Source organism: Streptomyces sp. NPDC051636 (genome assembly GCF_044453765.1).
Lineage (GTDB): Bacteria > Actinomycetota > Actinomycetes > Streptomycetales > Streptomycetaceae > Streptomyces.
Window position 1 is genome coordinate 273,555 of record NZ_JBITDA010000007.1, and the last position, 22,840, is coordinate 296,394.

Below are 22,840 nucleotides of genomic sequence, written 5' to 3' on the forward strand. Positions count from 1 at the left end.
AGCACCGCGCCGTCAAATCACCCCGGACTACGCGTCCCGGATGGCACTCGTCTCGACCACCTTAGAGCCCCTGAACCGCCCTTCCGTGAGCAGGCATGGTGGCGGAACGCATAGCCAACCCCCAAACTGTGTTGCCCCGCCACATGTGCGCCTGACCTGCATGTTTCTACTGTGTGCCGACACGTACCCGTCCCCACCGCACACGAGGAAGTGGCGCACATGGCCTCCGGAACCCCCGCTCCCCCACCCCCTGCCAGCCTCCCCCGCATCGTCGCCGCCAGCCTCATCGGTACCACCATCGAGTGGTACGACTTCTTCCTCTACGGCTCAGCCGCCGCGCTGGTGTTCAACAAGTTGTTCTTCCCGGACTCCGACCCGCTCGTCGGCACCCTGCTGTCGTTCCTGACGTACGCGGTCGGGTTCGCGGCGCGCCCACTGGGTGCTCTGGTGTTCGGGCACTACGGGGACCGGCTCGGGCGGAAGAAGCTGCTGGTGCTGAGTCTGGTGTTGATGGGCGGGGCCACGTTCGCGATCGGGCTGCTGCCGACGCACGCGAGTGTCGGGGCCGCCGCGCCCGTGCTGCTGACCGCGCTTCGGCTCGTCCAGGGGTTCGCGCTCGGCGGCGAGTGGGGTGGTGCGGTGCTGCTGGTGTCGGAGCACGGGGACGCGCGGCGGCGCGGGTTCTGGGCGTCGTGGCCGCAGACCGGGGCGCCGGCGGGGCAGTTGCTGGCGACCGGTGTGCTGTCGCTGCTCACCGCCGTGCTGTCGGACGACGCCTTCGGCAGCTGGGGCTGGCGGATTCCGTTCCTGCTGTCCGGCGTGCTGGTGGCCGTCGGCCTGTGGATCCGGCTGTCGGTGGACGAATCGCCCGTCTTCCGGGAGGCGTTGGAACGGGCCGAGGCCCGTAAGGCGGCTCGCGCGGAGGGCGTCGAGAAGCTGCCGCTCGTGTCCGTTCTGCGGCACCACTGGCGCGACATTCTCGTGGCGATGGGCGCGCGCATGGCGGAGAACATCAGCTACTACGTCATCACCGCGTTCATCCTCGTCTACGCCACCACGTCGGCCGGCGTCTCCCGGCAGACGGCACTGAACGCCGTGCTCATCGGCTCCGCCGTGCACTTCGCCGTCATCCCGGCCTGGGGCGCGCTGTCCGACCGCGTGGGGCGCCGGCCCGTCTACCTGCTGGGTGCTGCCGGGATCGGGCTGTGGATGTTTCCGTTCTTCTCCCTCGTCGACACCGGCACCTTCGCAAACCTGGTCCTCGCCGTGACCGTGGGCCTGGTACTGCACGGCGCGATGTACGCGCCCCAGGCCGCCTTCTTCTCCGAGATGTTCGCGACCCGGATGCGGTACTCCGGCGCTTCCATCGGCGCCCAGTTCGCCTCCGTCGCGGCCGGCGCGCCCGCACCGCTGATCGCCACGGCCCTGCTCTCGGACTACGACAGCTCGACCCCGATCGCGCTGTACGTGATCGCGGCGGCGCTGGTGACGCTGGTCGCCGTGGGAGCGGCGAAGGAGACACGGCACCGGGACCTCGCGGAGGTGGGGGACGCGGCCGGGATCGAGGCCGCCGTCCCGAGCCCGGCTGCCGGCGCCCGCACCCTCTGATCCGGTTGCGGCAACCGGCCCCCGTACGGTCTGCCGTGCGGGGGTCAGTGCCGTGCCGGTATCGCCAAACGGTGCAGGCGCAGGGCCAGTTGTATCTCCAGCGCGCGAACCGGGTCCTGCCAGTCGTCGCCGAGGAGGCGGCCCACCCGCTCCAGTCGCTGGGCGACCGTGTTCACATGGACGTGGAGTTCGTCCTTGGTGCGGGCCGGGCTCATGGCGCACGCGAAGTACGCGTCGAGGGTGCGCAGCAGTTCCGTACCGCGCCGTTCGTCGTAGGCCACCACCGGGCCGATGGTGCGCTCGACGAAGCCGGCGACGTCCCGCTCGCCCGCCAGGAGCAGGCCGAGGAAGCCGAAGTCCTCGGCGGCGGCGCCGTCCCCCGAGCGGCCGAGGAGGCGCAGCGCGTCGAGGCAGCGGCGGCCCTCGGCATAGGCGGCGGCCACCGTGTCCGGATGCGCGGCGAGGCCGGCGACGGGGGCGGAGGCGCCGACGGTGACCGGTTCGTGGACGGCCGTGCCGAGCTGGCGGGCGGTGCGGCGGGCCAGGTCCGTGGCGGTCTCGCCGGGGGCGAGGGGCAGCAGCAGCACGGTGCCGCCGTCGCGGGCGGCGGCGAGGCCCTGCCGGGTGGCGGCGAGGTGGGAGGCGGCGGCCCACAGACGGCGCCGTGCGTCGGCCTCCTGGTCGGCGCCGGCCGCCGGGCCGTCCGGGCGGGCGGCGAGGACGACCTGGGTGGCGTCGAGATCGGCGTGCAACCGGGAGGCGCGCTCGCGCAGCAGACGCGGGTCGCGGTCACGGGCGTCGAGGAGGTCGTCGAGGAGTTCACCGCGGACGCGCTGCTCGGCCTCGGCGGCGGAGCGGCGGGCGAGCAGCAGCAGCGAGGTGACCATGGCGGCGCGTTCCAGGGTGCGCTGGTCGACGGGGTCGAGGCCCGGGTGGCCGTACAGGACCAGTGCGCCGAGGAGTTCGCCGCCGGCGGCGACCGCGGCGATCCAGTCGTCCCCGTGCCGGACGGCGTGCCCTTCGGCCCGGGACGCCTCCAGTGCCTGCGGTGGTGCTGTCCGGGCCTCGGCGAACTCGACCGTTCCGTCCAGGACCTGGGAGACCGCGGCGGCCACGTCGTGGACCCCGCCGCCGCGCAAAACGAGTTCGGCCAGCCGGTCGTGGACGTCCGAGGCGCGTTCGATGACCGCGCTGCGGTCCCGGATGATCTCGTTGGCGCGCTCCAGTCCGGAGAGGGCCGCGCGGGTCTCGGTGAGCAGGTTCGCGGTGTCGATCGCGGCCGCGGCGAGGGCGGCGAAGGAGCCGAGCAGCGCGATCTGCTCCCGTTCGAAGACCCGTGCCCGCCGGTCCGCGGCGAACAGCACGCCGATGACGTGCGGGCCGAGCGTCAGCGGCACCCCGAGGATGGCGACGAGGCCCTCGTCGCGCACGCCCGCGTCGATGGCGTGCGTGTGCTGGAAGCGGTCGTCCTTGAAGTAGTCCTCGGTGACGTACGGCCGGGCCGTCTGGGCGACAAGTCCGCCGAGCCCCTCCCCCATGCCCAGCCGCAGCTGCTGGAAGCGGGCCGCGACCGAGCCCTCCGTCACCCGCATGTAGGTGCCGCCCCTGGCCGGGTCGTTGAGGCTGAGGTAGGCGACGTCCGTGCCGAGCAGGGAGCGGGCGCGCTGCACGATCGCCTGCAGGACGGCGTCCAGGTCCCTCAGGCCCGCCAGGTCGTGCGCGGTCTCGAAGAGCGCGGACAGCTCCGCCTCGCGCCGTCGCCGTCCCTCCAGTTCCGCACGGACCCGCAGCGCGAGGACCTTGGTCTCCTCCAGCGCGGCGATCCGGTCGGCCGGCTGCCCTTCGGCGCGGGCGAGCAGCACGGGCTGTTCGTACGCGTCCGCCGAGGCACCGCGGGCCAGCAGCTCGAGGAACGGCGCCTCGGGGCCGCCACCGGGGAGGGCGGCGGCGCCGGCGGGACGCTCGGCGGACTGCACGTGATCGCGGGACATGCTCACAGGATTCCGTATCGTCCGGCTGTCCCGTCAGGCCTGTGGAAAACTTCCCCGGCCGCGGGCGCCGGGCTGTTCAATGGGCCGTCCAGCCGCCGTCGAGCACGAGCGAGGTGCCGGTGACGAAGGACGCCTGTGGGCTGCACAGGTACGCCACGGCCTCGGCGACCTCTTCCGGCTCGATGAGCCGCTTCACGGCGCTGTCCTGCAGGAGCACCTCGGACAGCACGCGCTCCTCGGGAATGCCGTGCGCCCGTGCCTGGCCGGCGAGCTGCTTCTCGACCAGGGGGGTGCGCACATAGGCGGGGTTCACACAGTTGGAGGTGACACCATGGGGCGCGCCTTCCAGGGCGGCTGTCTTGGACAGTCCCTCCAGGCCGTGTTTGGCGGCCACGTACGCCGACTTGTAGGCCGAGGCGCGCAGTCCATGGACGGAGGACACGTTGACGATCCGGCCCCACCCCTGTCCGTACATGTGCGGCAGGGCGCCGCGGACGAGACGGAACGGCGCCTCCAGCATCACGGTCAGTACGGTGTGGAAGACGTCGGGCGGGAACTCCTCGATCGGGCGCACCAGTTGCAGCCCGGCGTTGTTGACCAGCACGTCCGTGCCGGCGGCGGCGAGTTCCGCGGCGTCCAGGTCGGTGAGGTCCAGCACCTGTGGTTCAACGGTGCCCGCCAGATCCCGGGCCCGCTCGGCCAGCGCGTCCAGGGCCGCCGCGTCCCGGTCGACGGCTCTCACCTTGGCCCCGGCGGCCGCCAGCCGCAGCGCGCAGGCGCGGCCGATGCCGCCGGCGGCGCCGGTGACGAGGGCGGTGCGGCCGCCGAGGTCGAGCGAGAGGGCATGGGCGGGGCCGGGCGGGGCGCTGGGCGAGGTCATGGCCTCAGCCTAGGCAGCATTGGGCGCCCGCCACATGTGGTCCCGCCACACACTTCAGCCGGAGGTCGTAGAGGCAGGGTCCATGGAGCCGGGGTCCCCGGAGTCGAACCACGTGGGTGCGTCGGACAGGGCCTGCTTGATCCGGAACAGCCCGAACTCGTTGAGCTCCGGAAGGGCGTCGACCTCGAACCAGCCCACCTCGAGCGACTCGTCGTCGTTCACCCGCGCCTCGCCGCCCACGGCCCGGCAGCGGAAGGTGATGTCCATGAACTGGCAGACATCGCCGTTGTCGTAGGTGACGGGATCCAGCGCCTGGACGAGCACCACCCGCTCGACGACGCAGCGCACCGCCGTCTCCTCGTACACCTCCCGTACGGCGCAGGCCGCCGGCTGCTCACCGGGATCCGGGATGCCGCCGATCACCGACCATCTACGGGTGTCCGACCGGCGGCCCAGCAGCACCCTGCCCTCGTCGTCGAAGACGATGGCGGAGACCCCGGGGAGCCACAGCAACTGGTGACCCGCACAAGCGCGGAGCGTATGGATGAACTCGGGAGTGGCCATGGCCCGACCCTAACGGGCCGGTTCCGGTTCCTCCGGCGCCTTCGGCGGGGCGCACGACCGGCGTACCGCTACGCGTCGGCGGCGCGCCGGCCCCGTACACCGGCCACGACCGCCCAGCCGATCCCGCCCGCGGCGACGAGTACCAGGGCGAGCTCGGGCAGGATGCCGAGCCGGGTGGCGGGCGTCTCGGAGGTGCGCAGCGGCACCTTCTGGACCAGGTAGGCGGGCACGAACATGCCGGTCCTCTTGGTGATCTTCCCGTCCGGCATGATGACCGCGCTGACGCCGCTGGTCACCGGCACGGTCACGGTCCGGCTGTGCTCGACGGCACGGACGCGGGACATCGCGAGCTGCTGGTAGGTCATCTCGCTGCGGTCGAAGGTCGCGTTGTTGCTGGGCACGGAGATCATCTGCGCGCCGTCGGTGACCTCGGACCGTACGGCCCAGTCGAAGGCGGCCTCGTAGCAGGTGACGAGACCCACCTCGGCGCCGTCGATGCCGAACACGCCGGGCTTGGTGCCCCGGCTGAAGTCCTGGCGGACCATGGTGGTCCAGTTCTTGTTGATGGCCCCGAGCAGGGACCGCAGCGGGAGGTACTCGCCGAACGGCTGGATCTGCCGCTTGTCGTACGTCTGCGTCGGTCCCTTGGCCGGGTCCCACAGGATCTGCTCGTTGAGCAGCTTGCCGTCCCTCTCGACGACGCCTCCGACCGAGACGGGGACGCCGATGTCCCGGGCCGCCTCGTCGATGACGAGGGCCGCGTCGGCGTTGGCGAAGGGGTCGATGTCGGAGGAGTTCTCCGGCCACAGGACGAAGTCCGGCTTGGCGGCCTTGCCCGCCTTGACGTCGGCGGCCAGCTTCCTGGTCTCGCGCGCGTGGTAGTCGAGGACGGCGCGCCGCTGGGCGTTGAACTCCAGACCGGAGCGCGGCACGTTGCCCTGGATGACCGCGACGGTCGCGGTGCCGTTCTCGGCCCTGTCGCTCACCAGCGGCCGGGCGGCGACCGCTCCCACGACCGGAACGGCCATGCTCAGCAGGGCCGCCGCCGTTGCCGAACGCCGCACGGCCCGGGTCCGGCGCCCCTCCACGACCAGGCGCCCCGCCTCGTACAGGCCGAAGCCGCACAGCACCACCGCGAAGCCGAGCACCGGGGTCCCGCCCACCGCTGCGAGCGGCAGGAAAACCCCGTCCGCCTGACCGAACGCGATCTTGCCCCAGGGGAAGCCACGGAAGGGCACACGCGCGCGTACCGCCTCGCCCGCTATCCATACGGCGGCCGCCCACACCGGCCGGGCGGGCAGCTTGGCGACCGCGGCGATGCCGGCACCGACCAGCGCTACGAAGACCGCCTCGATGGCGACCAGGGCGAGCCAGGGTCCCGGGCCGACCTCCACGCCGGTCCACACCAGCAGCGGCAGCAGGAAGCCCAGCCCGAAGAGGTAGCCGAGGCCCAGGGCCGCCTTCCAGCTCCGGCCGCGCAGGACCCAGGCGAAGCCCGCGAAGGCGGGAAGCGCCAGCCACCACAGGGTGCGGGGTGGGAAGCTGACGTAGAGCAGTACGCCGCAGAGCGCGGCGGTGGCGGCCGGGATCAGACGGGCCAGCCGGTTGCCGAGTCTGGTGGGCAGGGTCCGCGGCTGCAGCTGGTCGGACTGGTCCACGGAGGTTGCGGTGACGGTCACCCCGGGAGTCTACGGCGGGCGACCTTGACGCCGACAGCACGGTCCGGAGGGCGGCGCACGGCACACCTACGGTCAGGAACCGCATCTTTCCTGCGCAACTCGTCCACAAAAGGGTCATGAACCGTTACGGTGTGCCCCAGCCTCTGTCGTGCGGCCGGTCAGTGCCCGGGCGGCCGGGGTCTGCCACAGGTCGGGGGACCGGGTAACGGGGAGCGACGGGTGGGATCCACGCAGACGGCGTCCGCGGCGCGAGCGGAGACGGACAGCGACAGACGAAACGTTTCTGACGTGACCGGCGTGATCGTGCTGGGGGCCTGCGCCGCCTGGTCCCTGATCAGCGCGGCCGCGCACGGAGGCCGCCCAGAGGGCGCCCTCCTCGCGGTGCTCGCGGTGGCCGCCGGCTACGCCTCGGGCCGGATCACCGGCGCGCTCCTGCCGGTCGCGGCGCCCTGTGCCGGAGCCCTGGCCGGGCTCGGCCTGGCGGTTGCCGTGCCGCACCTCGCCGCAGGCCCCGAGGCCGCCACCCCGCTCGGTCACGCCGGCGCCACCGCGGCACTGCTGACCCTCGCCGTCGGGGCCGCCTGCTGTGCGGCCTGGGCCACGCCCGCTCCGGCGCTGCGCCTCGCCCTGCGGCTGCTGGCCGTCGGGATCGCGGTGACCGGGGCCGCCGTGGGGTCGGCCACCGGATGTGCCATCGGCTGCGCCGTCCTGCTGTGCTCGCTCGCCGTCGGCCGGATGCGTCACCGGGGCCTCGGCATCGCGGGCCTGGCTCTGGCGACGGCCCTGGTGACCGGGACGGTCTGGACGGTCGCCGGGAACGTCCTGCCGGCCGGGCTCACCGCGTCCCTCGAAGGCCGGCTCACTCCGCGCCGCATCCAGCTGTGGCACGACGCCCTGCACCTGACCTACCGGGACCCGGCTCTCGGCGTCGGACCCGGCCGGTTCGGCGAGCTGAGCCCCACCGCGCCGCAGACGCTCTGGCCCGACGGCAAGCCGCACTCGGCGCCGTTGCAGCAGGCGGCGGAACAGGGGCTGGTCGGCGTGCTGCTGCTCGCGGCGGCGTTCTGCTGGGTCCTGCACGCCCTGTGGCGCTCACCCCGCTCCACACCGGTCGCGCTCACCGCGGGCGCGGCCCTGACCGGGCTGGCCGCGATCGCAGCGGCGGGTGACGCGCTGAGCTTCACCACGGTCTCGGCGGGCGCGGGGCTGCTGGCCGGGCTGGCCACGGCCCGGCCGCTCGGGACCGACGGTCCGGAAAGCGACGAGGACGCCCTCGTACGGTGATCAGGCGAGCAGCCGCCGGCCGCGAGGCGGTCGGCCGCGGTGCGCCGTACCGGAGAGGGCCGGCCTCAGTGCGCCGTACCAGGGGTGGCCCTGCCCAGCCGGTCGCGGATGACGCGTACCGCCGACTCCGCGTCGTCCACGGTGATCGTGAACGTGTGACCGTCCCACAGGCGCAGCACGATGCCCTCACCCCGGCGCACGACGACGGCGGTGCCCTTCTCGGGCCGCCAGCGGTACCCCCAGCCGCCCCAGTGGCGCGGGGTGACGTGCGGGTCGAACTCGGCGCCGGCCACCTGGGAGAGCGGGATGCGGCGGCGCGGCACGCCGATGTGGCCGCAGCGCACCTCGAGGCACTCCTTGTCGACCCTCAGGGCGACGTGCACGAACGCCAGGGTGCCGAAGAGGACCAGCAGCCCCGCGGCGATGCACCCGACGACGGACATGACCAGCGGGGCGATGCCGGACGTCCAGGCGGAGTCGACGGCCAGCTCGATGCCGAGTGCCAAGCAGGCCGCGCCGGCCAGCGCCAGCAGCCACTGGACGCGGTTGGTGGCCCGGCCGGTCCAAACGTCGGCGTGGGGGGCGCTGTCGTCGTGGGGGTGGTGCCTCATGTCTATAGAGACTACTCAGGTTTCGCTGCGCGGGTACCGCGTCGCGCAGCGTGACCGGATCACGCACCCGGGCGGCGGACCGGACGCGTCCGACCCGTCACGGCCGGTCAGCGAGCCGGGCTGACGGCCTGCAGGAGCCGCCCCTCGGCGTAGTTCAGCGCGGCTGCGGGAAGTTCGCCCTCCCGGCCGCTCAGCAGCACCGTCAGCGTGCCCTCGGCCGGGGCCTCGAAAGCGGGCTGGGCACCGATCCGGCGCAGGGCCTGGGCAGCCACCGCGCCGGCGGAGCCGTGCAGGACGAGCGGTGCGGCGCCGGGGCGCTGCACGGCGGCGCGGATGCGTTCCGCCACCAGTTCGTAGTGGGTGCAGCCCAGGACGACGGTCGTCACCTCGTGGGGGGTGAGCTCGGCGGCCGCGGCGACGGCGGCGTCGATGGCGGCCTCGTCCGCGCGTTCGACGGCCTCGGCGAGCCCCCAGCAGGGCACCTCGGTGACGGGTACGCCGTCGGCGAAGTCGTCGATGAGTCCCCGCTGGTAGGGGCTGCCCGTGGTGGCGGGCGTCGCCCAGATCGCGACGGGACCGCCGCCGGCGGCGGCCGGCTTGATCGCCGGGACCGTGCCGATGACCGGGATGCCGGGTTCCAGGCGGGCGCGCAGGGCGGGCAGGGCGTGCACGGTCGCCGTGTTGCAGCCGATGATGAGCGCCTCTGGCCGGTGCGCCGCGGCGGCCTCGGCGACGGCGAGCGCGCGCCGGGTGAGGTCCTCGGGGGTGCGCGGCCCCCAGGGCATGCCGTCCGGGTCCAGGGAGAGCACGAGGTCCGCGTCGGGTCGCAGGCGCCGTACCGCGGCGGTGGCCGCCAGCAGCCCGATTCCGGAGTCCATGAGCGCGATCTTCACCCGGCTACGATAGACGATGCGCCCTTGCCGGCCCCTCCGGTGGGGCAGACTGCGCGCGTGAGCGCCATCGTGTGGACCGCCGCCGTATCCCTCGCCGCCTGGCTGTGGTTGCTGCTCTGCCAGGGCTTCTTCTGGCGCACGGACGTCCGGCTGCCGCCGCGCCGGGACCCCGGGGAGTGGCCCTCGGTGTGTGTCGTCGTACCGGCCCGCGACGAGGCCGCGGTCCTGCCCGCGAGCCTGCCGTCGCTGCTGGCGCAGGACTATCCGGGACGGGCGGAGGTCTTCCTCGTCGACGACGGCAGTTCCGACGGTACCGGGGACCTGGCCCGCGAGCTGTCCCGGCACCGGGGCGGGCTGCCGCTGACCGTGGACTCCCCCGGTGAGCCGCCCGCGGGCTGGACGGGCAAGCTCTGGGCCGTACGCCACGGCATCGCCCTGGCACGCGCGCGTGACCCCGCATACCTGCTCCTGACGGACGCGGACATCGCGCACGCCCCGGACAGCCTGCGCCGGCTGGTCGCGGCGGCCCGCACCGGCGGCTTCGACGTCGTCTCCCAGATGGCCCGGCTGCGGGTGGAGAGCCTGTGGGAGCGGCTGGTGGTGCCCGCGTTCGTCTACTTCTTCGCACAGCTGTACCCCTTCCGCCGGATCGGCGTACGGGGGTCGCGTACCGCGGCCGCGGCGGGCGGCTGCGTCCTGCTGCGCGCCGAGACGGCCGAGCGGGCGCGGATCCCGGACGCCATCCGGCACGCGGTCATCGACGACGTGGCGCTCGCGCGGGCCGTGAAGGCGGGCGGCGGCCACATCTGGCTGGGCCTGGCCGACCGGGTGGACAGCGTGCGGCCCTATCCGCGGCTGCACGACCTGTGGCGGATGGTCTCGCGCAGCGCCTATGCGCAGTTGCGGCACAACCCGCTGCTGCTGCTCGGTACGGTCACCGGGCTCGTCCTTGTGTACCTGGTGCCCCCCGCGGCTGTGGTCGCCGGCGTGGCGGCGGGGAGTACGGCGGTCGGGGTGACCGGCGCGGCGGCGTGGCTGGTGATGACGGCCACGTACGTCCCGATGCTCCGCTACTACCGGCAGCCGCTGTGGCTCGCTCCCCTGCTCCCCTTCACCGCGTTGCTGTACCTCCTCATGACGGTCGACTCCGCGGTGCAGCACTACAGGGGGCGCGGGGCGGCCTGGAAGGGCCGTACGTACACCCGCCCGGACGCCGTGCCGGACGAGGGCTGACCTCCCCTCTGCCCCTTACTTCCGGCCCGGCGTCCAGTTCATGCCCCACCCGTAGGCGCGGTCGACGGTCCGCTGGGGGCTCACCCCGCGCTCCGGCACGAGGTAGCGGGCCTCGCGCCGGACGACCAGGTCGCCGCCCGTGTTGGTGATCAGGGCGAGCGCGCACACCGGCGACGGGACCGTGCACTCGTCGAGCGAGAAGTCGATCGGGGCGCCGTGCTGCGGCTGGAGGGTGACCGTGGCGTGCAGGTCGGCGAAGGAACTGGCGCCCTCGTAGATGGTCACGAAGACGAGGATGCGCCGGAAGTCGCGCTGGTGGTCGAGGTTGACGGTGAGGTTCTCACCGCTCGCGACGGCGCCGGTGCGGTCGTCGCCGTCGAGGTGGATGTACGGCGGCCGGTGCAGGGACCCGAAGGCGTTGCCGAGGGCCTGTACGACTCCCTTGCGGCCGTCGGCCAGTTCGTACAGGGCACACAGGTCGAGGTCGAGGTCGGCGCCGCGCCGCCCGGCCCAGCCGGAGAACTGCTTGCGCGTCTGCCAGTTGAGGTTGACCCGCATGGCACCGGACGTGCCGCCCTGCTTGGCCAGGGACACGGACGGGGCGGCCTTGGTGAGCGTCACCTTGCCGAGGCGGACGGGCTGGGACGGCGGAGCCGGAGGTGGTGGCGCGGTCACCCGTGACGTCACGGGCGGGGCGGAGGGCATCGGCGGGGCGGCGGGAGGCGCAGGAGCGGTCGGCAGAGCCGGAGTTGCGGCCGCAGCCGGCGCCGCGGGCCGGGCGGCCGCGGGTGACGCCGGACGCTGCGGCTCGTCCACCGTGATGCCGAAGTCCGTGGCCAGGCCTTCCAGTCCGCTGCTGTAGCCCTGCCCCACGGCACGGAACTTCCAGCCGCCCTGGCGCCGGTAGAACTCCCCGAGGACGAAGGCCGTCTCCACGGTCGCGCCCGGGCTGTCGAAGCGAGCGACCACCGTGTCCTGGGCGGCGTCCCGGACCTCGATGCAGAGGCCGGGCACCTGCCCGAAGGTCCCGCCGTCCGCGGAGGCGGCGAGGACCACCCGTTCGACCGCGCCCTCCACGCGCGCGAGGTCCACCAAGAGAGTGTCGGTCACCCGCCCGCCGGCATTCCGCTTGCCCTCGTGCCGCACCGCGCCGGAGGAGTGCGCGGGCTGGTTGTAGAACACGAAGTCCCCGTCCGAACGGACCTTTCCCGCCGCGAGAAGCAGCGCCGAGGCGTCCGCGTCCGGGACGCCCGGTCCGGAGCGCCAGCCCAATTCGACGCGCAGGGCCGTCGTGGGCACCGGCGCATTAGATCCTTTCGGCATTGACATGTCCGCCCCCATCATGGGTCGCCACCGGGCCGCGTCCCGGCCCGTCCTTGCATCCCTGGGCCATCCCTACCCGGCCAACCTATTTCCCAGGGACGGTGAACGCCCACGAGGAACACAGGAAGGCCGTGTCCAACCACCGGTAACCCGCCCGGAACTCGGCTTTTACAAGATCAAAGCCCTGAGGGACGCCCCATTTCGCCGAGTTCGCTCGGATTGGGGGTGCCCAGTCACCGCCGACACGGAAAACAACCCTCTTATCGGTCTCCCCAACCAGCACATCGTGGGCTTAACTTATGTGCCATGACCTCCCCCCGCTCCACTTATGGTGGCGGCTACTACTCCGCCTCCTTCCCGGACACTCCGATCTACGACTCGCTCGTGGCCGAGCGGGGCACCCCGCAGATCGCCCCGATCCGGGTCCCCGCCGCGTACGACTCGGGCAGCCACCTGCCCGCGCTTCCGTCGGCCCTGCCCGCGCTTCCGTCGGGCCCGTCCCCGCAGGCCCCCGCCTACGGCTATCCGCAGGCGCAGCAGCACGCCCCGCTGCAGCAGGCGCCCACGGCCTACATCCCGCAGCAGGCCGGCGCGCCACGGGGCTACCCCGGCCCGCACCCGCAGCAGCCGCGCCCGATGGCGCAGGGCACCGGCTACGAGGCGATGCGCCCCGCGGCCCCGCGGCCCGCCGCTCCCTACCAGGAGCCGTACAACAACCAGCAGTACCGCGGCTACTGACCGGCCTCCCCGGTTGTCGGTGCCGCCTGGCACGATGACTTCATGGGGAATGCCGAACTGCAGTCGATCCACGTTCATCCGGTCAAGGCGTTCCGGGGCTTCTCGCCCCGGGAGGCCGCGGTGGAGCCCTGGGGGCTGGCCGGAGACCGGCGCTGGACGCTGATCGACGACGGGGGAAAGGTCGTCACACAGCGCGAACAGCCGCGCCTCGCGCTGGCCGCCGCCGAGCTCGTGCCCGGCGGCGGCATTCGTCTGTCCGCGCCCGGTCGGGCGCCTCTCACGGTGTCCGTGCCACCGCCGGCGGCCACGGTGACGACGGACATCTTCGGCACCAAGGTGGAGGCCGTGCCGGCCGACGACGCCGCGCACGCCTGGTGCGCCGGCTATCTGGGGACCTCCGTCCGCCTGGTGCACATGGACGATCCGGCCACCCGCCGCCCGGTGGATCCGGACTACGCGCTGCCCGGCGAGACGGTGAGCTTCGCCGACGGCTTTCCGCTGCTGGTCACCACCACCGCTTCCCTCGACGCCCTGAACTCCCTCGTAGCGCGGGGCGACCACGCCCACGAGGGCCCGCTGCCCATGAACCGCTTCCGGCCGAACGTGGTCGTGGCGGGCACCGAGGCCTGGGCCGAGGACGACTGGTCGCGTATCTCCATCGGCGAGGTGGTGTTCCGGGTCACCAAGCCGTGCGGGCGGTGCGTCGTGACCACGACCGACCAGGGAACCGCCGAGCGGGGCCGGGAACCCCTGCGCACCCTGGGCCGGTACCGCCGGTTCGGCAACCAGCTGGTCTTCGGTCAGAACCTGGTGCCCCAGGCCCCCGGCACCATCCGTGTTGGCGACCCGGTGCGGATCCTCGACCAGGACTCGACCGGGACTCCGAGATCGGGCCGGCGGGCGGGAACCGCCGGGCCGATCCGGGTCGTTGAAGGGCCGTGAGAAGTTCGTGAGAGGTCCCGGTCGGGGGCAGAGGTGATTTCGCTCTCTCTTCGACCGGGCCCGCGGGTGAACGGCTCCGCCGGGGGTTATCACGGAGCGGGAAGGGGGTGCGGGACGGTGCGGGCAATCGGCGGACTCTGGCGCTGGCGGAACAATCCGCTGCGCCGTACGACCGATCTGATCGAGGCCTGGGTGGCCCTCGTGGCCCTGCTGCTGATCGCGGTGGCCGCACCCGTGATCGGTTCGCTCGTGGGCGCCGTGGCCCAGGACTCCCTCCAGCGGTCCGTCCGCGAGCAGCGCCACTCCCGTCACCTCGTGACGGCAACGGTGACACGGAAGCTGGACCGCGCCGCGCTGGAGCCCGACCCCGACACCACCGCGCACGACACCCGCACCCGTGTCCTGGCCGCCTGGACCGCCCCGGACGGCACCCGTCAGCACGGCACCGTACTGATACCCCTGAAGTCCCCGCACCCCGGCGACCACTTCGGACTCTGGACGGACCAGCACGGGCACATGGTCACCCGCCCGCTGGACTCGGCGACGGCGACGACGCACGCCGTGCTCGCCGGGTTCGGGGCGGCGATGCTGACCGCGGGCGCGGTCGAGGGCGGCAGACGGCTGATCGTCTGGCGCATGGTCCGCCGCCGGTACGCGCGTTGGGACCAGGCCTGGGACCGGGCGGGCCCGGACTGGGGCAAGGCCGGCACCGGCAGCTGACGCCCTTCCGGCTCTGGTCAACCCACCGCTCGCCCGCACGCTACGGTGGACCGGCCGAACCCTTCGGCAACAACCCGCGTGCGAGCGACCTGCAGGGGCTTTGGCGCCCCGACGGCGAACGAGCCATCAATACGACGAGGTGGGGGCACAGCAACGCCATGGCACAGGGCACGGTCCAGGTGACGCACACCGGCACATCGCGGTGGCGGCGCCGCACGGGTGAGTACGCGTCGCTCGCCGCCGCCCTGGAGGCCGCGGCCGACGGTGACGTCCTCACCGTCGCCCCCGGCACCTACCGGGAGAACCTCGTCGTCCAGCGGGCGGTGACGCTGCGCGGCCCCGAGGGCTCGCCCGGTTCCGTGCGCATCGCGCCACCGGACGGGGTGCCGCTGACCGTGCGCGCCTCGGCGGTGGTGCGGGACCTGCACGTGGAGGGCCAGGACGCGGCCTCGCCCGCGCTGCTCGTCGAGGAGGGCACGCCGGAGCTGATGGACGTCCGGGTCGTCACCCGGTCCGCCGCGGGGATCGAGGTGCGCGGCGGTGCCCGCCCGACCGTGCGCCGCTGCACCGTCGACAACCCCGCCGGCGTCGGCATCGCCGTACTGGACGGCGGAGGCGGGGTGTTCGAGGAGTGCGAGGTGGTCGCGGCCGGCCAGTCGGGCGTGTCGGTGCGCGGCGGCGGCCACCCCCGGCTGGAGCGCTGCCGGGTGCACCACTCCTCGGGCCCGGGCCTGACCGTGACGGGGGACAACTCCGCGCTGGAGGCGGTGGGGTGCGAGGTGTACGAGGTGCGCGGCTCCGGGGTGCAGGTGACGGCACGGGCCACCGCGCATCTGACCGACTGCGACGTGCACCGCACCACCGCGGACGGCGTCACGCTCGACACGGACGCCGTGCTCACGCTCGCCGACTGCCGGATCCACGACATCCCGGAGAACGCGGTCGACCTGCGCTCGCGTTCGGTGCTGACGCTCACCCGGACGACGGTGCGTCAGTTCGGGCGCAACGGCCTGTCGGTATGGGACCCGGGCACCCGTGTGGACGCCAACCAGTGCGAGATCTTCGACAGCACGGGCGACTACCCGGCGGTGTGGGTGAGCGACGGCGCCACCGCGGTGCTCGACTCGTGCCGGGTGCACGACGTGCCGGACGCGCTGTTCGTCCTTGACCGCGGCTCGCGCGCGGACGTGGTCGACAGCGACCTCACCCAGGTGCGCAACACGGCCGTGTCGGTGAGCGACGGGGCGACCGCGCAGCTCGACGACTGCCGGATCCGGGAGGCGGCGACCGGCGCCTGGTTCCGTGACCACGGCAGCGGCGGCACGCTCAACAACTGCACCGTGGACGGCACCCAGACGGGTGTGATCGTCACCAAGGGCGCCGACCCCGTCATCGAGCGCTGCACGGTCGACTCGCCCGCGGAGGCCGGGTTCTACGTGTCGGCCGGGGGCCGGGGCAGCTTCCTCGGCTGCCGGGTCACCGGCAGCGGCGGGTACGGCTTCCACGTCATCGACGGCTGCCGTACGACGCTGAAGAAGTGCCGCACGGAGAGGTGCGCGCGCGGCGGGTACGAGTTCGCGGACGGCGGGCCGGACGCCGTGCCCGGCAGCGGTCCGGTCGTGGAGGACTGCACCAGCGACGAGAGCGGCGGTCCGAGGCCGCCCGCGACGCGCGAGGCGGCCGTACAGGCGGCGGGCCAGTCCCCCGGCCTGCTGGGCCTGATCCCCGGGCAGCGCACCGGCGACCCGGAACCGCCGTCGGCCGCGGCATCGGAGCAGCCGGCCCGGACGTCCAAGGCCGTGCTCGGTGAACTCGACGCCCTGGTCGGCCTGGAGAGCGTCAAGCGGGAGGTCCGCGCCCTCACCGACATGATCGAGGTGGGCCGGCGCCGGCAGCAGGCGGGCCTGAAGGCGGCCTCGGTCAAGCGCCACCTGGTCTTCACCGGCTCCCCCGGCACCGGCAAGACCACGGTCGCCCGGCTCTACGGCGAGATCCTCGCCTCCCTCGGGGTGCTGGAAAAGGGCCACCTCGTCGAGGTGTCCCGGGTCGACCTGGTCGGCGAACACATCGGCTCCACGGCGATCCGCACCCAGGAGGCCTTCGAACGGGCCCGGGGCGGGGTGCTGTTCATCGACGAGGCGTACGCGCTGTCGCCGGAGGACGCCGGCCGTGACTTCGGCAAGGAGGCCATCGACACGCTGGTGAAGCTGATGGAGGACCACCGGGACGCGGTGGTGGTGATCGTCGCGGGCTACACGGCGGAGATGGAGCGGTTCCTCTCCGTCAACCCGGGTGTGGCCTCGCGTTTCTCTCGGACCATCACCTTCAGCGACTACGGCGCCGACGAGCTGCTGCGGATCGTGGAACAGCAGGCGGACGAGCACGAGTACCGGCTGGCCCCGGGCGCGCCGGAGGCCCTGCTGAAGTACTTCACCGCCCTCCCGAAGGGCCCCGCGTTCGGCAACGGCCGTACCGCGCGCCAGACCTTCGAGGCGATGGTGGAGCGGCACGCGAGCCGGGTCGCCCAGCTGGAGGAGCCGACCACCGACGACCTGACCCTGCTCTACGCGGAGGACCTGCCCGAGCTGCCCTGAGCTTCGCCGTCCACGTGCCGCGGGCCCGGCAGGTCGGGGCGCAGCCGGGCGAGCAGCCGCGCCCGTTCCTCGGCGAACACCGGGTCGGCCTGGTAGTCGGAGTGGCCGAGCAGGGGCGCGGGCAGTGGGTGCTCGGGGGTGCGGCCGTATGCCAGGGGGTCGTCGAGCGGGGTGTGATCCACCGCGGGGCCGCAGTCGCCGGGCAGGCGGATCGGGCCACCGATGGGGTCGGTGAGCCGGTAGAGGTTGCGCCAGCAGGCGACCTCGCGGTGCAGTGAGGCGAGCGCGGCCGGGCCGAACTGGGCCGGGAACCAGCGGCCGTACAGGCGCTCGAGCGGGGAGCCGTACGTGAGCAGGGCGACCCGCCCCCGGGCGGCGGGCGGGAGCTGCCAGGCCGCGGCGGCCGCGAGCACGCTGCCCTGGGAGTGCCCGGACAGCACCAGACGTCCGCCGGTGCGCCGCGTCCAGGTGTCCATCCGCCAGGTCAGGTCCGGTACGGCGCGCTCGGCGTAGCAGGGCGGTGCGAAGGGGTGGGCGGCGCGCGGCCAGAAGGTGCCGACGTCCCACAGGATGCCGATGGTGCGCCTGGCCGAGGCGTCCTTGTACGCGCGCCGTCCCCAGGTGACGAACAGGATGAAGCCGAGGCCGACCAGCCAGGAGCCCAGTGCCTGCGAGGTCTCGGCCGCGCCCCGGACCACGTCGTACGCCCGCCGCGCGGCCTCGCCGGGGGGCCGGTCGGTGACCTGGGCGCCGACCAGGGCCCCGGCGCCCAGTAACAGGGTGGCGGCGCAGAGGACGCCGACGATCAGGGGTGCCCGGTCGGTGAGGGCGGCCATCGCCCGGGCGCGGGCGATGCGGCGGGTGCGTGCCGTGTCCTCCGGCTCTCCCCGGTGCTCGCGCTCGACCCGGCCCCGCTCGGCGCGGGCGAACCGGCTGGTGCGCCGGGCCAGCCGGGCGGCCAGGGCCAGCAGCACCAGCAGGAGGGGCGGGATCACGGACGCCTGCCAGGTCAGCAGCACGGGTGGACCGTCGAGGGCGACGCCGGTGCCGTCCAGCCAGTCGGCCACGCGCTGGGCGACGCCGCCCGAGATCACGCCGCCCAGCGCACAGGCGAGCAGCGCGACCGCCGGTCCGCCGAGGCCGTGCATGGCCGCGCGGGGGTCGGGTGCCGTGCGGTGCAGCAGGTACGCCACCACGCCGAGGGCGACGACCAGCAGGCCCTGGGCCAGGGCGAGACCCGCGAAGGCCGTGTCGCCGGGCAGCCGGCCGGAGGAGTGCCAGTCGGGCCGGGACCAGCCGGCGTACAGCAGGGCGAAGCCGAGCAGGAGGAGGGCGCCGAGGGGCAGGCGTCGGACGAGGTGCTTGTCGAGCTCCTGGTCGAGGCGGTCCTCGCTGCGGCCACGGCGACAGACCACGGCCACCGTGGCGGCGGCCCAGGCGAGCAGCGCCACCGCCAGCAGCCGGCCCAGCGTGTCCAGGGCGGCGGGCCCGCCGGGCCGGTGGTCGAAGCGGGCCGCCGGGACCAGCACCGCCGTGGCGACCGTGAGCAGACCCGCGGCGGTGTGGGCGGCGCGCAGCCGGGCCACCAGGCGGCGCCCGTACCAGAAGCCGGGGCGGCCCAGCGAGGTGGGGCCGGTCTCCGCGTCGGGCTCGGGCGCGCGGTCGAGCGGCTTCTGGGACTCGTACGCGCTCCAGGTGCGGTGCGAGAGGTACCAGAGCAGGGTGGTCAGCGCGATCGGCACCAGGGCCGCCACGGCGAGCCGCCGCCCCGGTTCGCTCCACCAGCCTCCGCCGGAGACGGCGGGCGAGAGGAAGCCCAGCCAGGAGTGGCGCCGGGCGCAGGGGCCGACGCCCGCGCACTGCCAGGCCGCCAGGTCGAGGGCGACCTCGCAGGCCGCCGCGACCATCAGCACCGTCAGGGTGAGGCCGGCCAGCCGCACCAGCAGCCCGTACAGGCGCACCGTCCGGGTGCGGCCGGGTGCGGCGGGGCGCATCCAGTGGGCGAGGTTGGCCACCATGAAGGGGAGTAACAACAGCCACAGGGCGCGGGCGCCGTTGCCGGAGGTGAGGTTGCACCAGACGTACGCCTCCGGGACGGGTCCGCCCCGGCGGTCGTCGGGTCTCGCCTCCGCGTCGAGGTCCTGGGCGCGCCGGAAGACGGCCGCCGTGTCGTCGCCGGTGATCCGCACCGTGCGCGGATCGTCGAGCATCTTCCCGGGTGTGGTGCCCCCGACTCCGTGGACGAGGAGTTCCAGGGCGGCACCGGTGTCCTCGGGCCGCGCGGTGAGGCCGTTGCCCCCGCCCGCGGTGGCAGGTTCCTGTGCACGTTCCACTGTTCGCACTTCCCCCGTGACGCGCCGACGGCATGTGTCCGTGCGAGCACCAGGATCACCGTTTGCGCTGTGACGTACACCACTCCTCACGGAATCTCCCCGATCCGTGTGAATACGGCGGCACCCGCGGTGCCCGGACGGCATGTGCGCGTCCGTGCGGGCACTGGCGCGACCTGGGCCCTCCCGTGACAAGATGGGACGCCCCCGCATCGGGGACGGACGGAACATCCTGGTCGGAGCCGGTGCGAAGGGCGGACGGCTGACGCGAAAGGACCGGAGCGTACGTGAGCGAGAATCAGAACCTCCTCGCGGAGCAGCGGCGCGCCCTGATCCTCGACGAGGTCCGGCGCCGCGGCGGTGTGCGGGTCAACGAGCTGACCCGCAAGCTCGGCGTGTCGGACATGACCGTCCGCCGCGACCTGGACGCCCTGGCCCGCCAGGGGGTGCTGGAGAAGGTGCACGGCGGTGCGGTGCCGGTGGTCGAGGCGAGCACGCACGAGCCCGGCTTCGAGGCGAAGTCGGGTCTGGAGCTGACCGCCAAGGAGGACATCGCACGGGCCGCCGCCGAGCTGGTCACACCGGGTACGGCGATCGCGCTGTCGGGCGGTACGACGACCTACGCGCTGGCCCACCACCTGGTCGAGGTGCCCGATCTGACCGTGGTGACGAACTCGGTGCGGGTCGCGGACGTCTTCCACGCGGCGCAGCGCTCCTCGGGACAGAGGCAGGGGGCGGCCACGGTCGTGCTGACCGGCGGGGTGCGCACCCCGTCCGACTCGCTGGTGGGGCCGGTCGCCGACCAGGCGATCGCGGCGCTCCACTTCGACCTGCTGTTCCTGGGCGTGCACGGGATATCGGTGGAGGCCGGGCTGTCGACGCCGAACCTCGCGGAGGCCGAGACCAACCGGCGGCTGGTGCAGTCCGCGCGGCGGGTCGTGGTGGTCGCCGACCACACCAAGTGGGGGACGGTGGGCCTCAGTTCGTTCGCCGCGCTGGAGCAGGTCGACACGCTGGTGACCGACGCGGGCCTGCCCGCCGAGGCGCGGGCGGAGATCGCCGAGCACCTGCGGCGGCTGGTGGTGGCGGGCGAGCCCGACGAGGGTGCAGACATCTGACAGGTCGTCAGCTAGGGTGACGGGCCTACAGCCCGTTGCCTCTCGTGCTGTCACAGGGGGTTTGTCGTCCATGGCTCACCGTCTGCGCCCGGTGGGGACCGACTTCGTCGGGACCGCCCCCGTACGGCTGGTGTTCGCGCGGGAGATGGCCGCCGCGCCGGAGGCTGTTTTCCACGCGCTCGCCGAGGACGTCCCGGGCTGGGCGCAGTGGTTCTCGGCGGTGACGTCCGCCCGGCCCACCGAGGGCGGGCGGGAGATCCGGCTCAGGGGCGGCACGCGCTTCGAGGAGTCGGTGCTGGCCGCCAGGGCGCCCGAGGTGTACGCCTACCGCGTCGACGTGACGAACGTCCCGGGAGCCCGGGCCTGGGCCGAGGAGTGGCGGCTGGCCCCTGCCGGGGGCGGGACCCGGGTGCGGATGGCCTTCGCTCTGGACGGAACGGCCGCGTTCCGCCTCGTGTGCGTCCTCGCCCGCCCGGGCGTCGGCCGCGCCTTCCGCGACGCGGTCACGGCACTGGACCGTCGGCTGGCCGGCTAGGACCCGGTTCGCATACGAGGGGGTCCTCGAGCGTGGGGACGCACGGTGACAGCAGCGTTTCCGTGTGCTCGGTGACCCTGCCCCGGCGAGTCGGAGGACGCGGACCTCGTTGCCGTGACCCGGATCCTCGTCGTCGCGGATGTGGACGAGCCCGTAGGACCCGGATGCCACCGCTCCCACGTGCGCCAGGAGGTCACCGACGTCGCCGGAGCGGTGGTTGGCGTGGCCTCCCAGGTGGATGAACACCTCTCCGTTCATCCACCGCAGGTCGAGGAGGTAGGGGCTGGCGAGCTCGGCCACGTGGGCCCGGAGCCCGTCGACGATCCGCCGCAGCCGGACCTCGTCGTCGTCGCCGGTGCTCTCCCGGACGGTGATCCAGCCGTGGTATTCGAACACGTGGTGATCCTACGGCGTCGTCCTTCCTGCCCCGGGGCGGCGGACGGGTCAGTCCGGCCACACGCCCGTCAGCAGCAGCGATTCGATCACCGCGGCGTACGGCGTGATGTCCAGGCCCTGCTCCGCCAGCCAGGCGTCCGAGTAGTACTTGTCGAGGTAGCGGTCCCCGGGGTCGCACAGCAGGGTGACCACGCTGCCCGTGCGGCCCTCGGCCACCATCTCGGAGACGATCTTCAGGGCGCTCCACAGGCCGGTGCCGGTGGAGCCGCCCGCCTTACGGCCGATGGCCCGCTCCAGGGCCCGTACGGCGGCGACGCTGGCGGCGTCCGGGACCTTCATCATGCGGTCGATGGCGCCGGGCACGAAGCTCGGTTCCATGCGGGGCCGGCCGATGCCCTCGATGCGCGAGCCGCAGTCGCAGGTGACGTCCGGATCGCCGGTGGTCCAGCCCTCGAAGAAACACGAGTTCTCCGGATCGGCGACACAAATGCGGGTGTCATATTGCATGTAGTGGACGTAGCGCGCGAGCGTCGCCGAGGTGCCGCCGGTACCCGCGGTGGCGACGATCCACGCCGGCTCCGGGAACCGCTCCAACTCCAGCTGGCGGAAAGTGGATTCGGCGATGTTGTTGTTGCCGCGCCAGTCCGTGGCCCGCTCGGCGTAGGTGAACTGGTCCATGTAGTGGCCGCCGGTGTCCGCCGCCAGGCGGGCGGACTCCTCGTACATCGTGCGCGGGTCGTCGACGAAGTGGCACCGCCCACCATGGAACTCGATCAGGCGGATCTTCTCGGCGCTCGTCGTGCGTGGCATCACCGCGATGAAGGGCACGCCGATCAGCTTGGCGAAGTACGCCTCGGAGACGGCCGTCGAGCCGCTGGACGCCTCGATCACCGGGCGGCCCGGACGGATCCAGCCATTGCACAGGCCGTAGAGGAACAGGGAGCGGGCGAGGCGGTGCTTGAGGCTGCCGGTCGGGTGGGTCGACTCGTCCTTCAGGTACAGGTCGATGCCCCACTGCTCGGGCAGCGGGAAGCGCAGCAGGTGCGTGTCGGCCGAGCGGTTGGCGTCGGCCTGGACCTTGCGGACGGCCTCTTTCAGCCAGTCGCGGTAAGCGACATCGCTCCGGTCGACGTCGAGGGTGGCGCCGGTCCGGGTACGTGGGGTGGTGCTCACGGCGGGGCTCCTTACGCTTCGCGCCGACGGCGCCTCGCGCGGCCGGTACACCGATCATAGGCACCTTCCGCACCGCTTCCCACCTGCATAAACGCATCTTTGAGCCGCCCAAAGGGAGCCCTGGGGCAGGCCCGTCGAACGTTTGCGAGCCGATGGGGGCGCATTCACGCGAGTGCTCCGGGCGCCGGTCGCACGCGCCCCGTGCGTACTGGTGCTCAGCGCCGCACG

General features: G+C 73.4%; 18 protein-coding genes and 1 pseudogene. 9 read left to right on the forward strand and 10 right to left on the reverse strand.

The genetic code is table 11. From position 1 onward, the window contains the following. Positions 1-219: 219 nt before the first annotated feature. Positions 220-1,608 (forward strand): MFS transporter, encoded by a 1,389-nt coding sequence (locus ACIBBH_RS16245; protein ID WP_399404969.1) that lies wholly within the window; start codon positions 220-222, stop codon positions 1,606-1,608. A gap of 44 nt (positions 1,609-1,652) precedes the next feature. Here the strand turns inward: ACIBBH_RS16245 and ACIBBH_RS16250 are convergent, their stop codons facing one another. The 4 genes from ACIBBH_RS16250 to lnt form a co-directional block, all read right to left on the reverse strand. Then, the gene (locus ACIBBH_RS16250; RefSeq protein WP_399404971.1) at positions 1,653-3,599 is read right to left on the reverse strand and encodes a helix-turn-helix domain-containing protein; all 1,947 of its coding nucleotides are present in this window, start codon (positions 3,597-3,599) and stop codon (positions 1,653-1,655) included. Positions 3,600-3,675: 76 nt separating this feature from the next. After that, complete coding sequence (locus ACIBBH_RS16255; RefSeq protein WP_399404973.1) at positions 3,676-4,479, reverse strand: 3-hydroxybutyrate dehydrogenase; 804 nt, start codon at positions 4,477-4,479, stop codon at positions 3,676-3,678. 54 nt (positions 4,480-4,533) lie between these two features. Next, complete coding sequence (locus ACIBBH_RS16260; RefSeq protein WP_399404975.1) at positions 4,534-5,043, reverse strand: NUDIX hydrolase; 510 nt, start codon at positions 5,041-5,043, stop codon at positions 4,534-4,536. A 68-nt stretch (positions 5,044-5,111) separates the two neighbouring features. After that, positions 5,112-6,722 carry an apolipoprotein N-acyltransferase gene (lnt, locus tag ACIBBH_RS16265; protein WP_399404977.1) on the reverse strand — a complete coding sequence of 537 codons (1,611 nt, stop codon included), beginning with the start codon at positions 6,720-6,722 and terminating at the stop codon, positions 5,112-5,114. A gap of 288 nt (positions 6,723-7,010) precedes the next feature. On the opposite strand from lnt, the gene ACIBBH_RS16270 reads away from it, so the two are divergent. Then, entirely contained in the window at positions 7,011-8,006 is a 996-nt protein-coding gene (locus ACIBBH_RS16270) for an O-antigen ligase family protein (RefSeq protein WP_399404979.1), read from the forward strand. Between the two features lie 65 nt (positions 8,007-8,071). Here ACIBBH_RS16270 and ACIBBH_RS16275 read toward each other — a convergent pair whose 3' ends face one another. After that, on the reverse strand, positions 8,072-8,617 hold the full coding sequence (locus ACIBBH_RS16275; protein ID WP_399404981.1) for a hypothetical protein: 546 nt from the start codon (positions 8,615-8,617) through the stop codon (positions 8,072-8,074). Between the two features lie 107 nt (positions 8,618-8,724). Then, on the reverse strand, positions 8,725-9,495 hold the full coding sequence (locus tag ACIBBH_RS16280; RefSeq protein WP_399405126.1) for a glutamate racemase: 771 nt from the start codon (positions 9,493-9,495) through the stop codon (positions 8,725-8,727). A 54-nt stretch (positions 9,496-9,549) separates the two neighbouring features. Between ACIBBH_RS16280 and ACIBBH_RS16285 the strand changes: the two genes are divergently transcribed. Continuing rightward, a complete protein-coding gene (locus ACIBBH_RS16285) occupies positions 9,550-10,743 on the forward strand; it encodes a glycosyltransferase (RefSeq protein ID WP_399405128.1) in 1,194 nt (397 codons plus the stop codon). A gap of 15 nt (positions 10,744-10,758) precedes the next feature. Here the strand turns inward: ACIBBH_RS16285 and ACIBBH_RS16290 are convergent, their stop codons facing one another. Next, positions 10,759-12,066 (reverse strand): TerD family protein, encoded by a 1,308-nt coding sequence (locus ACIBBH_RS16290; protein ID WP_399404983.1) that lies wholly within the window; start codon positions 12,064-12,066, stop codon positions 10,759-10,761. Between the two features lie 306 nt (positions 12,067-12,372). Here ACIBBH_RS16290 and ACIBBH_RS16295 point away from each other — a divergent pair, with 306 nt between their 5' ends. From ACIBBH_RS16295 to ACIBBH_RS16310, 4 genes are all read left to right on the forward strand, one after another. Beyond that, positions 12,373-12,804, forward strand: coding sequence for a DUF6643 family protein (locus tag ACIBBH_RS16295; protein ID WP_399404985.1), 432 nt, complete (start codon positions 12,373-12,375; stop codon positions 12,802-12,804). A gap of 42 nt (positions 12,805-12,846) precedes the next feature. Further along, positions 12,847-13,746, forward strand: coding sequence for an MOSC domain-containing protein (locus ACIBBH_RS16300; protein WP_399404987.1), 900 nt, complete (start codon positions 12,847-12,849; stop codon positions 13,744-13,746). A 117-nt stretch (positions 13,747-13,863) separates the two neighbouring features. Then, complete coding sequence (locus ACIBBH_RS16305; RefSeq protein ID WP_399404989.1) at positions 13,864-14,466, forward strand: hypothetical protein; 603 nt, start codon at positions 13,864-13,866, stop codon at positions 14,464-14,466. Positions 14,467-14,624: 158 nt separating this feature from the next. After that, a complete protein-coding gene (locus ACIBBH_RS16310; protein WP_399404991.1) occupies positions 14,625-17,060 on the forward strand; it encodes a right-handed parallel beta-helix repeat-containing protein in 2,436 nt (811 codons plus the stop codon). Here the strand turns inward: ACIBBH_RS16310 and ACIBBH_RS16315 are convergent. Further along, positions 17,030-19,393, reverse strand: coding sequence for a hypothetical protein (locus ACIBBH_RS16315; RefSeq protein WP_399404992.1), 2,364 nt, complete (start codon positions 19,391-19,393; stop codon positions 17,030-17,032). The genes ACIBBH_RS16310 and ACIBBH_RS16315 overlap by 31 nt on opposite strands. A gap of 284 nt (positions 19,394-19,677) precedes the next feature. Here ACIBBH_RS16315 and ACIBBH_RS16320 point away from each other — a divergent pair, with 284 nt between their 5' ends. Both ACIBBH_RS16320 and ACIBBH_RS16325 read left to right on the forward strand, forming a co-directional pair. Continuing rightward, the gene (locus ACIBBH_RS16320) at positions 19,678-20,508 is read left to right on the forward strand and encodes a DeoR/GlpR family DNA-binding transcription regulator (protein WP_399404994.1); all 831 of its coding nucleotides are present in this window, start codon (positions 19,678-19,680) and stop codon (positions 20,506-20,508) included. A 70-nt stretch (positions 20,509-20,578) separates the two neighbouring features. After that, complete coding sequence (locus tag ACIBBH_RS16325) at positions 20,579-21,043, forward strand: SRPBCC family protein (RefSeq protein ID WP_399404996.1); 465 nt, start codon at positions 20,579-20,581, stop codon at positions 21,041-21,043. A 144-nt stretch (positions 21,044-21,187) separates the two neighbouring features. Here the strand turns inward: ACIBBH_RS16325 and ACIBBH_RS16330 are convergent. After that, positions 21,188-21,439 (reverse strand): annotated as a pseudogene (locus ACIBBH_RS16330) (Imm7 family immunity protein); the annotation flags it as partial. Between the two features lie 48 nt (positions 21,440-21,487). Beyond that, on the reverse strand, positions 21,488-22,612 hold the full coding sequence (locus tag ACIBBH_RS16335; RefSeq protein ID WP_399404998.1) for a PLP-dependent cysteine synthase family protein: 1,125 nt from the start codon (positions 22,610-22,612) through the stop codon (positions 21,488-21,490). Between the last annotated feature and the right edge of the window lie 228 nt (positions 22,613-22,840).

What these genes read in the sequence shown, in the direction of transcription:
- ACIBBH_RS16245 (WP_399404969.1), top strand. Translation starts at nt 220, where the DNA reads ATGGCCTCCGGAACCCCCGCTCCCCCACCCCCTGCCAGCCTCCCCCGC.
- ACIBBH_RS16250 (WP_399404971.1), bottom strand. Translation starts at nt 3,599, where the DNA reads ATGTCCCGCGATCACGTGCAGTCCGCCGAGCGTCCCGCCGGCGCCGCC.
- ACIBBH_RS16255 (WP_399404973.1), bottom strand. Translation starts at nt 4,479, where the DNA reads ATGACCTCGCCCAGCGCCCCGCCCGGCCCCGCCCATGCCCTCTCGCTC.
- ACIBBH_RS16260 (WP_399404975.1), bottom strand. Translation starts at nt 5,043, where the DNA reads ATGGCCACTCCCGAGTTCATCCATACGCTCCGCGCTTGTGCGGGTCAC.
- ACIBBH_RS16275 (WP_399404981.1), bottom strand. Translation starts at nt 8,617, where the DNA reads ATGAGGCACCACCCCCACGACGACAGCGCCCCCCACGCCGACGTTTGG.
- ACIBBH_RS16280 (WP_399405126.1), bottom strand. Translation starts at nt 9,495, where the DNA reads ATGGACTCCGGAATCGGGCTGCTGGCGGCCACCGCCGCGGTACGGCGC.
- ACIBBH_RS16290 (WP_399404983.1), bottom strand. Translation starts at nt 12,066, where the DNA reads ATGCCGAAAGGATCTAATGCGCCGGTGCCCACGACGGCCCTGCGCGTC.
- ACIBBH_RS16295 (WP_399404985.1), top strand. Translation starts at nt 12,373, where the DNA reads ATGACCTCCCCCCGCTCCACTTATGGTGGCGGCTACTACTCCGCCTCC.
- ACIBBH_RS16300 (WP_399404987.1), top strand. Translation starts at nt 12,847, where the DNA reads ATGGGGAATGCCGAACTGCAGTCGATCCACGTTCATCCGGTCAAGGCG.
- ACIBBH_RS16310 (WP_399404991.1), top strand. Translation starts at nt 14,625, where the DNA reads ATGGCACAGGGCACGGTCCAGGTGACGCACACCGGCACATCGCGGTGG.
- ACIBBH_RS16325 (WP_399404996.1), top strand. Translation starts at nt 20,579, where the DNA reads ATGGCTCACCGTCTGCGCCCGGTGGGGACCGACTTCGTCGGGACCGCC.